This window comes from Shewanella cutis, from assembly GCF_022410515.1.
Classification (GTDB): Bacteria; Pseudomonadota; Gammaproteobacteria; order Enterobacterales; family Shewanellaceae; genus Shewanella; species Shewanella cutis.
This window is the reverse complement of record NZ_JACSDI010000001.1, coordinates 659,888-672,821: the sequence shown is the minus strand read 5'-3', so window position 1 is coordinate 672,821 and position 12,934 is coordinate 659,888. Positions and strand designations below refer to the sequence as shown.

Annotated in this window: 10 protein-coding genes; 6 read left to right on the top strand and 4 right to left on the bottom strand. The window is 45.0% G+C overall.

Annotation, left to right across the window (positions count from 1 at the left end; all coding sequences use genetic code 11):
- Positions 1-207 precede the first annotated feature (207 nt).
- Positions 208-1,098: a DMT family transporter gene (locus tag H9J30_RS03140; protein WP_240129627.1), complete on the bottom strand. Its 891-nt coding sequence runs from the start codon at positions 1,096-1,098 to the stop codon at positions 208-210.
- 190 nt (positions 1,099-1,288) lie between these two features.
- Here H9J30_RS03140 and H9J30_RS03135 point away from each other — a divergent pair, with 190 nt between their 5' ends.
- Entirely contained in the window at positions 1,289-2,068 is a 780-nt protein-coding gene (locus H9J30_RS03135; RefSeq protein ID WP_240129626.1) for an AraC family transcriptional regulator, read from the top strand.
- 551 nt (positions 2,069-2,619) lie between these two features.
- On the opposite strand, the gene H9J30_RS03130 is transcribed toward H9J30_RS03135, so the two are convergent.
- Entirely contained in the window at positions 2,620-3,006 is a 387-nt protein-coding gene (locus H9J30_RS03130; protein WP_240129625.1) for a GreA/GreB family elongation factor, read from the bottom strand.
- Between the two features lie 587 nt (positions 3,007-3,593).
- Between H9J30_RS03130 and H9J30_RS03125 the strand changes: the two genes are divergently transcribed.
- Positions 3,594-4,886, top strand: a complete 1,293-nt coding sequence (locus tag H9J30_RS03125) for an O-acetylhomoserine aminocarboxypropyltransferase/cysteine synthase family protein (RefSeq protein WP_240129624.1) — start codon at positions 3,594-3,596, stop codon at positions 4,884-4,886.
- Positions 4,887-4,972: 86 nt separating this feature from the next.
- On the opposite strand, the gene H9J30_RS03120 is transcribed toward H9J30_RS03125, so the two are convergent.
- On the bottom strand, positions 4,973-8,110 hold the full coding sequence (locus tag H9J30_RS03120; RefSeq protein ID WP_240129623.1) for a DUF2339 domain-containing protein: 3,138 nt from the start codon (positions 8,108-8,110) through the stop codon (positions 4,973-4,975).
- 210 nt (positions 8,111-8,320) lie between these two features.
- Positions 8,321-9,454, bottom strand: a complete 1,134-nt coding sequence (locus H9J30_RS03115) for a methyltransferase (RefSeq protein ID WP_240130062.1) — start codon at positions 9,452-9,454, stop codon at positions 8,321-8,323.
- Between the two features lie 262 nt (positions 9,455-9,716).
- Between H9J30_RS03115 and H9J30_RS03110 the strand changes: the two genes are divergently transcribed.
- The 4 genes from H9J30_RS03110 to luxS all read left to right on the top strand — a co-directional run bounded on the left by H9J30_RS03110 (position 9,717) and on the right by luxS (position 12,829).
- Positions 9,717-10,370: an alpha-ketoglutarate-dependent dioxygenase AlkB family protein gene (locus H9J30_RS03110; protein ID WP_240129622.1), complete on the top strand. Its 654-nt coding sequence runs from the start codon at positions 9,717-9,719 to the stop codon at positions 10,368-10,370.
- A gap of 134 nt (positions 10,371-10,504) precedes the next feature.
- Positions 10,505-10,825 carry a BolA family protein gene (locus tag H9J30_RS03105; RefSeq protein ID WP_240129621.1) on the top strand — a complete coding sequence of 107 codons (321 nt, stop codon included), beginning with the start codon at positions 10,505-10,507 and terminating at the stop codon, positions 10,823-10,825.
- A gap of 214 nt (positions 10,826-11,039) precedes the next feature.
- Entirely contained in the window at positions 11,040-12,155 is a 1,116-nt protein-coding gene (locus H9J30_RS03100; RefSeq protein WP_240130061.1) for a TRAP transporter substrate-binding protein, read from the top strand.
- A gap of 164 nt (positions 12,156-12,319) precedes the next feature.
- Positions 12,320-12,829, top strand: a complete 510-nt coding sequence (gene luxS / locus H9J30_RS03095; RefSeq protein WP_011071345.1) for an S-ribosylhomocysteine lyase — start codon at positions 12,320-12,322, stop codon at positions 12,827-12,829.
- The last annotated feature ends 105 nt before the right edge of the window (positions 12,830-12,934 follow it).

The following is a 12,934-nucleotide window of genomic DNA, read 5'->3' as shown; positions in this document are numbered from 1 at the left end:
GCAGCCAAATGCCGCCCGAAGGGGTCGCCTGGCAAGCCATTGCTCTTACTTTCTGTCTTAAGAGCTGCTCGTCATTTGAGTGGAATCACTACACATCATCCCTCGTTTCGCGAGCTCGAGCTTGCCAGAACGAACAAAATTTAATCTCGAAACGTCAACACGCCCTAGTGGTAACTCATAGGATTAAGTCACCACCCAGTGTTTGATTTATTCGGCACAGGTGATTACGGGCGATGTTTTAGGTTTGGGTTTTATCTGCACTAACATTACGCCCAAGATGACCATAGTGCCGCCAAGGTAGTGATAAATGGCTAAGGTCTCATTCAAGATTATCGCCGCGAATATAGCTGCCAGAATCGGCATTAGATTGAAGAAAATGCTGGTACGCTCGGCGCCTAACTTGCTAATGCCATTAATCCATGCCCAAGGTGCGATGAGTGACGCGCCAAGGGCTGCGTAGATAATAAGCGGTATAGCTTGACTGCTTATGGCAATACTTGGCGCGCTAAACAGCAGCGGGGTTAACATCAACACGGCGATTATGCCCTGAATATAAACTGACTCCCACGTCGATATCGGTAGCTGCCAGCGTTTTAACAGTACCCCATAGAGTGCGTACACAAAGGCACTGATAAGTAATAATAAATCCCCCTCAGTAACACCAATCGCCAGATTAGTCATATCCCCGTGGCTGAGCATAAACACTAATCCCAACAGCGAGATTACGCTGCCACCTAAAACTAAGGGCGAGAGCCTTTGCTTGAGTAAAGGTACCGCTAAAAACAGGCTTATCATAGGTACTAACGAGTTGATTAATGCCATATTGGTGGCGGTTGTCGTCGCGGCGGCAAAGTAAGCAAGGCTCTGGTTTAATACCATTCCTAAGGAGGCTAAGGTCGCTAATTTCGGTAGCAGAGGAATGATCCTTCTACGATTTTTCCAGACGGGTTTGAGCATAAAAGGCGTAAGTATGAGCATGGCAAAAAACCAGCGGTAAAAGGCAATTGCTTCAGGGGCGATAATCCCAAAGGAAAGCTTGTTAACAATAGCGTTGCCAGCCCAAATCACAACGGCGAGCAGTGGAAATAAATACAGCATAGGTCAGTCTTCATTGGAGGATAAGAGAGTAGATGACAATTGGCATAAACGCGGTGTCATAGATTGTTGCTATTATCGCCGGTCTTTTATGATATAAATATTGCTTAAAGGACAATGTCAGTTCCTGGGCAGACATCCACTGCGTCTGTCGATACCACGAACTGAGCTGGGTTGAATTATCGGAGTACAGATGCGCCCTGTTTATCATCCACTTAGCTCAGATCAACTGCCAGTAGCTGATGTTTTCTTTAACTATGAAGCCTTTCTGCCTAATACCATTACGCCAAAACATCGCCACACTTGGGGGCAATTACAGCTGATCAGCGGTGGCATTATGGAGTTGCATGCCTCGGGACAACGATTTTTGTCGCCATCCCAATACGCGATTTGGGTGCCTGCAGGCGTAGAGCATGAGAGTTACACCCGCCGCAGTATCCATTATTGCTCATTGAATATTGTTGCCACTCTGGCGCAGGTTTTTCCTGATGAAACTTGTTTACTTGCGGTGACGCCGATAGTGCTGGCAATTGTGAATGATCTCCGCCAGAGACAGGTTCGGGTTGCACAGACTGATGCGGATAAACGTTTGGTTGAAGTGTTAATCGATCAGCTGATTTTAGGCCAAGCACAGCCCCAATTTTTACCATCAAGTACCGATAAACTGTTGCAACCTATTTTGCAGCAACTTGAACTCGAGCCTGCCGGTCAAAAGAGTCTTAAAAGCTGGGCGAGTGAATTACATACCACAGAGCGCACGCTTGCTCGGCGTTGCCAAAACTGCCTTGGGATGAGTTTTACTGAATTGCGTCAGCGGCATAAGTTTATTTATTCGTTGCAACTACTGCGTGAAGGCTTATCGATAAAAGAGGTGGCGTTGACGCTGGGTTACAATCAAACATCACCTTATATCGTGATGTTTAAAAAGTATGCCCAATACTCACCCGAGCAGTATCGGCGACAATTGACCTAAAAATAGAGTGCGGTTATTGCCGCACCCTATTGTAAATAAAGAGAGGATTTAAGGGATTTTTATAACAGGCATTAATCGGAGGCTTTTTGGCGATTCCGCTTATCCTGTCGCTTCTCTTTTAACGTTTTCATCGGCGGTTTTTTCGCTTTTTCTTTACTCATGGAAAATGCTCCTAACTAAAGTGATACGAAATAAAATCAAACTATCGAGTGTAGCGCCGCATTCTCACTGATAGTTGCTTCAAATATATCTGTCGATAAATTTAAATAATTTACATCACTATGATCTAAATAAATTTTACCACTTGCTCCTCTTACGGGTTTCACATAAGCGCTGCCATACTTAGTAAATGTTCAAGAGGATTTGGTGTTAGCTCATAGCGATTAATGCGTTTCGCGGCCAGTAAAAAACTTCAAAGTCGTATCCTCCAATATATCCTTATGCCTATGCTAGATGCCGCCGCAAATAGCGACCTAAAAGCATGCTGCCACTGAAATTTGAACATGCTTTATTTTATATAGTGTCGTTTTAGGTGTTATTCATTTAGGTTATTATTTTTTGCTAAGGGCAATATCCTTCACCATAAAAAGCACTGGTTTGCCTAAAATATTTACCTCAGCATATTCACCTTTAGAGCGCCCAAGTAAGCTCACTCCTAGATCGGAAATTACAGAGTAGCGCCCAGCCCTAGGCTTGTGTCTCGGCGGGTAAACCAACTCAACGCGGTATTCCTGCTGATCCTGTTGATTTACCAGTACAACTTCTCGCCCTACTGTAACTTTTTCTACAATATCATCACTTTTTAGTTGATCCAGTTTCGCAATCACGGCTGCTAACGAGGTTGGACGCAGTGAGGCATTAAAACTATTTTGTAAGTAATAGGTTTCAGTTTTTAATATAAAAGACTGAAATAGATTATTAAAAAAAGAATAAAACATGGTAACCCCAGTTTTAACTAGAATACAGCTATAGCATTAAACACAGGTTCGATGCTAAAAATTTATAAAAATAAAGGGTGTGGGTTGCCGAGTGCGATTGGCACTCGGCTTAAACTGGAAATTTAAGTGAGAGGCGCACAACGCTGGCTAAATAACGAGAAACATTTAGCATGAAAGAGGTTGACTTAAATGTGAGTGATGAAAATGCATTTTTTAACACAGTGCTACATCTCCATATCAGATTAAGATTAAATTAATCATCGGTGGACTGATGACTAATCACTAATTAATTTCCCATACCATAGGCCAACTAAAAAAATAAAGCAAGCCTAGAAGTGATTCCTCATTAATAAAAGAAAAATAGAAATTTAAAGCCATAAAAACTTATTTTTCTGTCGAGGGGGCGTTACGTATAGCTGTTTTTCCTCCGGAAATGCTGGCCATAAAAAACTCTTAGACTTCCAGATGGCCATCTGTTAGCTTGAGCGCAGGGCACAATTATTGTGCGGTTTTAGTATCCATCTGCACAAGGCTAAACCTATATTGCATTTATCGCGATTGTTGAGGAATTAACAGGGGAAGAAAAGATGAAACTTGAATCACTGGCGTTACACCACGGATATGAATCAGAGGCGACGACGAAGGCAGCAGCCGTACCAATTTATCAAACCACTTCTTACACCTTCGATGATACTCAACATGGTGCCGATCTATTTGATTTAAAAGTCGCTGGCAATATTTATACACGGATTATGAACCCAACCACTAGCGTATTAGAGCAACGACTCGCCGCCATTGAAGGTGGTATAGGCGCGCTTGCTGTAGCTTCGGGAATGGCGGCTATCACCTATGCGATTCAAGCGTTAACCCAAGTCGGGGATAATATTGTTAGTACCAGCCAGCTTTATGGCGGCACTTACAATCTGTTTGCCCATACGCTGCCACGCCAAGGTGTGGAAGTGCGCATGGCGGCCTTTGATGATTTTGAAGAGCTCGAAGCCCTAATCGATGCCAAGACTAAGGCCTTATTTTGTGAGTCAATCGGCAACCCCGCTGGCAATATCGTCGACCTTAAACGTTTAGCCGATATTGCCCATAAACATGGGGTGCCGCTGATTGTGGATAATACCGTGGCGACCCCTGTGTTGTGCCGTCCCTTTGAGCATGGTGCCGATATCGTTATTCACTCTCTGACTAAATACATTGGTGGCCATGGTACAACCATAGGCGGGATCATTATCGATTCGGGTAAATTCGATTGGGTGGCGAATAAAGAACGTTTTTCGCTGCTAAATCAAGCCGATCCTTCCTACCATGGCGTGGTCTACACCGAAGCCTTTGGCCCAGCGGCCTTTATTGGACGTTGTCGTGTGGTGCCGCTGCGTAATACGGGGGCAGCACTTTCACCCCATAGTGCATTCCTGTTGTTACAAGGACTTGAAACGCTAAGTCTGCGTATGGAACGTCACTGTGCTAATGCGCTCGCGTTAGCCGAGTATTTGATACTGCATCCTTCGGTAAGTTGGGTTAATTATGGCGCGCTACCAAGTAGCCCTTTCCGTGAGAATTGCGAAAAAATCACTGGCGGTAAAGCGTCTGGGATCATCAGTTTTGGCATTAAAGCTGCTACACCTGAGGAAGGGAAAATTGCTGGTGGCAAGTTTATCGACGCCCTGAAGATGATTTTGCGTTTAGTGAACATCGGTGATGCTAAATCGCTAGCTTGTCATCCTGCTAGCACCACCCACAGACAGCTCGATGCGAATGAACTTGCTAGAGCTGGGGTGTCTGAAGATCTGATCCGTATTTCCGTCGGCATTGAACATATCGACGATATCATCGCCGATGTGTCGCAGGCGCTGGAAAAAGCCTTGGTGTAAGCGTTTTATCCTCTTTGTAATCATCACTTGTGCATGAAAAGGCCGCTAACATGAGCGGCCTTTTGCGTGTGAACGATAAACATCACTCACGAAGTTGCTTGTTGTTGGCGATTACGCGCCTTTTGATAAAAGTAAGATACGGTCAGTAAAATGACTCCAATTAACATAAAGGCGATCACTTTTTGCACCAGTTCGAAGGACGCCATATCCAGTAATAACACCTTGAGCGTGGCTAAGGTAAAGAGCCCTGCGGCGAGTCGGATCATATCCGCATGTTGGGGTTTTAAGCTGATAAACATCAATACACTGCCATGCACCACTAATAAAATCGCACTGAGCGGCGCGGCAATCATGTTATCAAATACATAACTCCAGGTGAGATAGCTGAGCGCAAGTAACCCATGCCAACCCCATTTCAACCATTGCAGCGGTAAGAAGCGTCGATGTAAACGGATAGCAACGCCGCGGCGTAATATCAGCGTGGCAAGCAATGCTAAGGCGGTAAATTCGCAGAGGATCAGTAACGCGTTATTCAAATCTACTCTCAGCGATATCTCAAAATGCAGCAGGATAGGTAGCAGAGCCAAGCCAAGACAAAGACCGTAGGCAAGACTGTAGCTTGGTCGAATAGCAGCTTGAATCTCGTTGGCAATGTGGGCTAGTAAGCCCGTTTGGGGGCCAGTATGTTTAGCCTGTCTTTGGATCAATAGTGCAAAGTAGCCGCTGAGGGCTAAAGCTGTCATCGACCAAGCCACTACATCAATGTGATTTAATCCATACACAAGAACGGCTAATACCAGCGCAAAATAATAGGGGCTAAGTTGCCATTGAAGCGTTAACAGCTGGCGCCATTCCTCTGGGAGTTTGCGATATCGGATGAGCACAAATCCCATAACAAGTGTTCCAATCAGCAGCGCGATAAGCCCTTGCCAGATTTCAAACAGGCATAAGCTCGCTGTGGTGAGTACGGCAAGCCAAGTTAGAATTTTAGCTTCAATCTTAAGGGCTTTATGTTTGATCACATAGGCTAAGCCAAGGCTAAACAAGCCACTAAACCAGAGTGCAGCTGCGGTAAACTCCCAGTAATTGCGGATGACTTTTGGCAATAAAAGCAGTGGTAAAAGAAGATAGCAGCCAATTTGTATCTGCTTGGCAGCTTGGGCAAATAGGGATGTGGGATAGTATTTGCGATACCAATAATGGGTTAATAATAGGGCGGCGAATAGTTCAATTCGTGCCAGTTTGGCCATCATCGGCTGCGCTCTAAAACTCATACTGCCGGAGAGAGTAATGCCTTCGATTACGGCAAATAACAATGGCAGCAGCAATAGCCAAGCTGCAAACTCACTGGCCATTAGTTTGTCTTTGCTACTTAAATACAAGAGTAACAGGCTAAGGAGTGGCACAATGGCGAGGTAGTAATCGCTGCTGATAAGATAAGCCGCAACCAATAGGGTCGCGACATAAAAGCCACTCAAGATTTCTTTTAGTAGATAGCTGAGTTGTCCTTCTAACTTGGAAAGTATTAATTCATTATTTGTTAGTTGATTGATCGTAAAGAACAATCCGCCAGCACTTAAGGCTAATGCGATAAGGGGGAAGCCAAGGGCCCCCACAGGGGATAAAGTGGCCTGTTCGAGTAACGTTAAGCCCGAGAGCAGGCCATAAACATTGAGCGCCAGTCCCATCACTAGCAAGACATAGGCTTCTGCCCGTACTGAAATCAGTTTTTCTTTGAGGCCAATCCACAACAGTAATATTGCCTCGAGTAGCAATACTAATCCTAAGAAATCATGGCTTAACAGATAAAGTGCCGCAAAGGCAGCAAAGCTTGCGCCAAACATCAGTAAGAGGCTACTTTGGGATTTATCGAGTCGATTTTTTAGCTTGAGGTATAGTCCTGCGCACACCAGCGCATTGACGATAAATATTTCTCCTGCAAACTCAGTAAATTGCGTGAGTTCAAACAGCACAAAAGCCAATAACGCAATCGGCAGTGCCAACGCCCTATGGCTGAGTGTTGTTGATGAGCTAAAGATAAGTCCAACTATTCCATAGAGATAAAATAGGGCGTTAATACTGACAACGGCGAGCACTGCAGTACTGTCCCATTGATGGAGTGGTAAATCGACAAAATAGCTGAAGGCTTCAATACAAGCGATATGTAATAAGGCGGTCATTTCAAGCAGTATTGGCCACTGCAATTTGCGGCTTTGGGCCAATGCCCCAGTACCTATCAGCAGTAAATAGGGGATATATAATAGCGGCGCATAGCTTTGGGATAACAGCATCATAGGTGCTGTTGAACCACCGATTAAGGCGATGATAGCAATGACTTTGGCATCGAGACGCATCGATAGGCCGTAGCCCGCTAAGGTTATCAATTGCAATAGAATGAAGCTGGCGCTGTTGGGGATAATCTCAAAATAGGGGCCAATAAAATAGGCGCACAGGTAATTTAAGATCAGCCCTAATCCGACGATACCTGAGCCAAAATCGGCCATGCCTTGGCGTTTTTGACGGATAAAAATGCCGCCAGCGATTATCGCATTAGCACAGCCAAAACCGAGTAATGCTTTACCGAGTTCGGAAAACCAATGATTGATGGAATATTGCAGTAGATAACCAAAACCTAGAGTGAGGGTAATTATGCCGGCGACAGTCATTAAAAACACTGGACCCAAGCCTTTGGCTTGATAGTGTTGATAGAAGCCTTTTACCTGTTCCTTAATGGCTACAAATGGAGCCATTATTGCGGCAACGCCTTGGGATAAAAAGGCTTCCACTTGCGCTTCTACTTGGTTTGTTGCTTGAGCGCCTAGTTCCGCCCGCACCTGCTTTGTTAGCTCATGGTCAGTCGCTTGCTGTGAGTCGGCATTGGAATGTTGCTCACTGGGGCGCAGCCAAGGATCATCCTGCCAAGGGGAGGTTACTTGTGGCTGAATAGAATGTGAAACCGCTTCTGACTGCTTGGCGACATCACTCTCCATCGTGCGATGGTCAACTGAGATCGCAATGGGGGATGGCTCAACTGCGGCAATTTCCATTGCAATATTCGTTGGATTTGCGCCGTTATCTTGCTGTTCAAGCCTTATGCTTAAAGTATCGAGTTTGGCTGAAAATTCAGCCAGTTGGCGGCTAAATGACGTTTGCTGCGAGAGGTGCTGCAACGTTAATTGTGCCAATTCCGCTTTGAGTTGGTCTACGTCATCCTTTAACGGCATATCTGTATCCTAAATACGCTATCCATAATGCATTGGGGGCATAAAAATCTAAGCTGCTAAATTCTATGCATTTGCTGTAGCGGATTGTACTGACAACTTGTGGTGTCGGCTAGTTAAAAGCCGATGTTCGGAAAATTCTGATGATGGGCATATGGGACCGTTCGCAAAAAAGCGCTATTCGCTAGCGCTAGTTTCGCAATGTATAAAGGGTTATTTTTGAGCTTGCAGGATGACAAATTTGCCATTAGAGGCAATGGTGGTGCAGTTTTTAAATAAGCGTTGTAATTTCACATGGTAAGCCAAGTGGCGATTGCCCACTATATGTAAAATCCCGCCATTTTTTAACCGACGACGGGCGTCTAAAAACATTTGCCAAGCAATATGATCGGTAATGGCCTCACCTTGGTGGAAGGGGGGATTACACAGCACTAAATCAGGCTCTACATTATCAGGAAAGTGGCTCATGCAATCATCCCAATGAAAATGTCCCTTACCTTCGGGGAGTTGATTGGTTGTCCAATTGGCTTTTGCCGAGGCAACAGCCATTTCGGAGTCATCGATAAAATGGATATCGGCATTGGGATATAATTGGGCGGCACGAAGCCCAAGCACGCCATTGCCACAGCCAAGGTCGACAATCGTGTTAAATTCACCTTTTGGCAGATTATCGAGCATAATTCGTGCGCCGATATCGAGCTTATTAGCGGCAAAGACATTGCTTAAATTACTGATTTGGAGTTTGAATTCGGGAATATCCCAAATGATTTCATTTGGCAGTGTTCTTGGCTTTCCATCACTAATACAAGTGATCACACGGGTCTTCTTCCAAGCAAGGCTGGCGCTCGCAGGCCCTAAGTGTTTAGCAAATAATGCTAGTAAACTCGCGTTGATTGACTTAGCTTTTGCGCCAACTAAGACACGACAGCCAGCGGGTAATACCTGTGACAGACGCATTAGCTGGTGGGCAAAGTAGGTGAGATTTTTCGGTAATTTCATCAACACTAAAGCGACATCTTTAGGCAAGGTATCGCGACTGGTAAACCATTGTAGGTTATTCATGGGTAACTGATTACGAAGATGATTTTGCTCTGTACCTAAAAAGCTGGTTCTGGCATCGGTTTCAACCCGAAGTGGCCAGTTGGGATTGATACGGGAGAGGGCGCAACTTAAGGCGCCAAAACTATCGTTAATAATGGCTGTTGGCACAGCGATTTGCCCACCTTCAATTAGACTATTGATTAAATGCTCGTCTGCGGCATCCCACGCTTGAAGATTAGATTCCTGCGAAGCGGGATAGCGAAATAGTTCGAGCTCTATTCCTGCTACTGAAAATTGTGTCGTCATGTTGTGTTGTGCCAATAAAAACGGTGTCAATAAAATAAGGCGCTGATTATCGCAGATTTCATGGCTGCTTGCGATGTTTGCCTTTGCGAGTGTAGGTTTGTGCATGCCGTTGATCTAATGTTGTGGCGGTTAAGTTTACAGGCCGAATTTGAATCCTTGGACTGAGACTGGGTACACTGGCGCTGTGCAAACCCAAGCGAAAAACAAAAATCAGTTTCGTTTGGCGACTAGGGGAAAGACTTGTGGTGTGCAAGGTTGGCGTATGAAACAAGCAGATTTTGGATTCGAACTTGAGGCTCATCCTTTGGATACCCCTGATGAGACGCATATCATTGAGAGTCAAGATATTAGGCCGCCCATCACCTTAGTGCGGGGGTATCTGGGCAAGGCGCAACAAAATGCGTTGATTAACGAGGCGCAATCTTACCCATTTACTCGCCCGCAAATTCAAGTGTTTGGTCGATATCATGCTATCCCTCGGCAGCAGGTATGGTATGGCGACCTAGGATGTGACTATTTATATTCAGGGTTATTTATTCGTGCCTTACCTTGGCCTAAGTATTTGCAAAAATTACGCGATAAATTACAACGGGATTTTGAACTGGGTAGCAATGGCGTGTTAGTTAACCGTTACGCTGATGGTCAAGATTGTATGGGCGCTCACAGCGATGATGAGCCTGAAATTGCTCACGGCAGTGATATTGCCTCAATCAGCTTAGGCGCGACTCGTGATTTTGTGATTAAACATAAACATAGCAAGCAGAAATACAGCATTAGTTTACATAGTGGTGACTTGGTAATTATGCACTGGCCAATGCAACGAGACTGGTTGCACAGTGTGCCGAAGCGCCTAAAGGTCACAGAGCCCCGTTGGAACTACACATTTAGGCAACTTATCGTTAATTATCATGGGTAGTTGAAAGGTTATTGAGTTCAAAATGTTGTCGGATTTGTTGGGTTTTGAGTTGCAAAACAGGTGCTGAAATTTGATCTTTTATACTTGAAGCAGTACTCTGCGGCCACTGGATTTACCCATGTCGAGATTTGAATATGTCCAATACCCAAGAGCAGGGCACAGTGGCTGAGACCATAAATCAAAAATTAACTGAGAGCTTCTCACCAACGCATTTAGAAGTGCTGAATGAAAGCCATCGTCATCATGTTCCTCCTAATTCAGAGACTCACTTTAAAGTTGTAGTGGTCAGCGATGAATTTGAGGGGCTTCGCTTGCTTGCTCGTCATCGCTTGGTGAACAACTGTTTAGCTAATGAGTTAGCTAATGGCGTACATGCGCTATCTATTCATACCTTTACACAAAGTGAGTGGGCAGCGGACGTCGAAGTGCCTAAAACACCTAATTGCCGCGGTTAATTAACGCGATTTAGGACGGGTCAGAGTTAAAACAAAAAGCCACTTTAACAGAGTGGCTTTTTTGTTTTAACTCAAATTGAAGGCATTCTTGGGTTTCCCTACCGAATATTCTGTGTTAACAATATGTTCTATTTGCACGATTAAGCGCCTATTAATCTATAAAAAGAGTGCGAATTTCATGCGGTTAACTGTTTATTTATCAGGGGAGTGGGTGATGCGTTATTTGGGGGGGCTATTATTTGCGGTATTGTTTTTTGGTGCGACAGGCTGTAATCCCTCGTTCCAGCATGTTGAACCTATTTCTAAAGCGTCCATTACTGATGCTCCTCCCGTTAAGCAAGTGATTGAATGGCGTTTAGCCACCTCTTGGCCGAAAAATTTCCCCGGTTTAGGTATGGCACCAGAGCGTTTTGCAACGCTGGTTAATGATATGTCCCATGGTCGATTGCGCATTACCGTGCACGGCGCGGGGGAATTAATGCCTGCCTTTGCGGTATTCGACGGAGTTAGCCAAGGTAAAATTCAGATGGCCCACGCAGCTTCCTATTATTGGAAGGGCAAAGCTCCAGCCTCACAGTTTTTTTCTTCGATTCCATTTGGAATGACTGCACAGGAAATGAACGGCTGGTTGCATTATGGCGGCGGCATGGCGCTGTGGGAGGAGGTTTATCGCCCCTTTGGTATTATTCCCTTAGCAGGGGGAAATACAGGCATGCAAATGGGCGGCTGGTTTAATAAACCCATCAATACGATTGCCGACTTTAAAGGGCTGAAGATCCGCATGCCAGGGCTGGGCGGAGAGGTACTTAAGCGTGTTGGCGCCGTGCCTGTTAATATGGCTGGCAGAGAACTGTTTAGTGCGCTACAAACAGGCTCGCTTGACGCCGCCGAATGGGTTGGGCCAGTTAACGATCTCGCCTTTGGTTTGCATAAAGTCGCGAAATATTATTACTATCCCGGTTGGCATGAACCTGGTTCCAATATGGAATTTTTGATCAACAAAGCCGCCTTTGAGAGTCTCCCCGAAGATTTGCAAACTGTCGTCAAAACAGCGGCCCGTGCTATCAATCAAGATATGTTGGATGAATACACTACGAGCAATGTCACCGCCCTCGAAACCCTCGTTAAAGAAGAAGGTGTCGAGCTTAGGGCTTTTCCGCTTGCGGTGTTAACTGAACTTGAGCGGATCTCACATCAGGTGATTGGAGAACAAGCGGAACAAGATCCGATGATGGGCAAGGTGTACCGTGCTTATCATGCTTATGAACAGGGAGTGCGTGAATACCATAAGATTTCTGAGGACGCATATAGCCAGCAACGGCAGCATTAATGCCGTTTATTTACACAAAATGTTTATATTAGCATCTGACTGGTATGAGATGATTTCATCTTAAGTTATCTTGTTATCGGTCCAAATCCATTTGATGTTATGCTTGCACCTATAAACAGATAGCGACAGTGGCGTTGTATCGCCCTGATAATTTGGAGATCTCTATGCCATTACTTGATAGCTTTACCGTTGACCATACTCGGATGAATGCACCTGCCGTACGTGTTGCCAAACATATGACGACCCCAAAAGGCGATGCGATTACCGTATTCGATCTGCGTTTTTGCGCACCAAATAAAGATATCCTGAGCGAGCGTGGCATCCACACTTTGGAACATCTGTTTGCGGGCTTTATGCGCGACCATTTAAATGGTGATGATGTGGAAATTATTGATATTTCTCCAATGGGCTGTCGCACCGGCTTTTATATGAGTCTGATTGGTGTGCCTACTGAACGTCAAGTTGCGGATGCGTGGCTTGCTTCAATGGAAGATGTGCTAAAAGTTGTTGAACAATCTGAAATTCCTGAGCTTAACGAATATCAATGTGGCACCTATGAGATGCACTCTTTAGAGCAAGCGCAGGACATTGCGCGTAATATTATCGCAGCTGGCGTGAGTGTTAACCGCAACGATGACTTAAAACTCAGTGATGAGATTCTAGGTAAACTCTAGGCCGCGAATATCTGGCTTAACACTAATGGGTAGAGAAAGCGACAATAGTCGCTTTTTTTTTCTTGCAAATTCAGTTATTTTACAAAATAACAACAAACGCCGTAC

Excerpts from the sequence above, each read along its gene's own strand:
- H9J30_RS03100 (WP_240130061.1), top strand. The coding sequence starts at position 11,040 with ATGCGTTATTTGGGGGGGCTATTATTTGCGGTATTGTTTTTTGGTGCG.
- H9J30_RS03115 (WP_240130062.1), bottom strand. The coding sequence starts at position 9,454 with ATGACGACACAATTTTCAGTAGCAGGAATAGAGCTCGAACTATTTCGC.
- H9J30_RS03140 (WP_240129627.1), bottom strand. The coding sequence starts at position 1,098 with ATGCTGTATTTATTTCCACTGCTCGCCGTTGTGATTTGGGCTGGCAAC.
- H9J30_RS03110 (WP_240129622.1), top strand. The coding sequence starts at position 9,717 with ATGAAACAAGCAGATTTTGGATTCGAACTTGAGGCTCATCCTTTGGAT.
- H9J30_RS03120 (WP_240129623.1), bottom strand. The coding sequence starts at position 8,110 with ATGCCGTTAAAGGATGACGTAGACCAACTCAAAGCGGAATTGGCACAA.
- H9J30_RS03125 (WP_240129624.1), top strand. The coding sequence starts at position 3,594 with ATGAAACTTGAATCACTGGCGTTACACCACGGATATGAATCAGAGGCG.
- H9J30_RS03130 (WP_240129625.1), bottom strand. The coding sequence starts at position 3,006 with ATGTTTTATTCTTTTTTTAATAATCTATTTCAGTCTTTTATATTAAAA.
- H9J30_RS03135 (WP_240129626.1), top strand. The coding sequence starts at position 1,289 with ATGCGCCCTGTTTATCATCCACTTAGCTCAGATCAACTGCCAGTAGCT.
- luxS (WP_011071345.1), top strand. The coding sequence starts at position 12,320 with ATGCCATTACTTGATAGCTTTACCGTTGACCATACTCGGATGAATGCA.
- H9J30_RS03105 (WP_240129621.1), top strand. The coding sequence starts at position 10,505 with ATGTCCAATACCCAAGAGCAGGGCACAGTGGCTGAGACCATAAATCAA.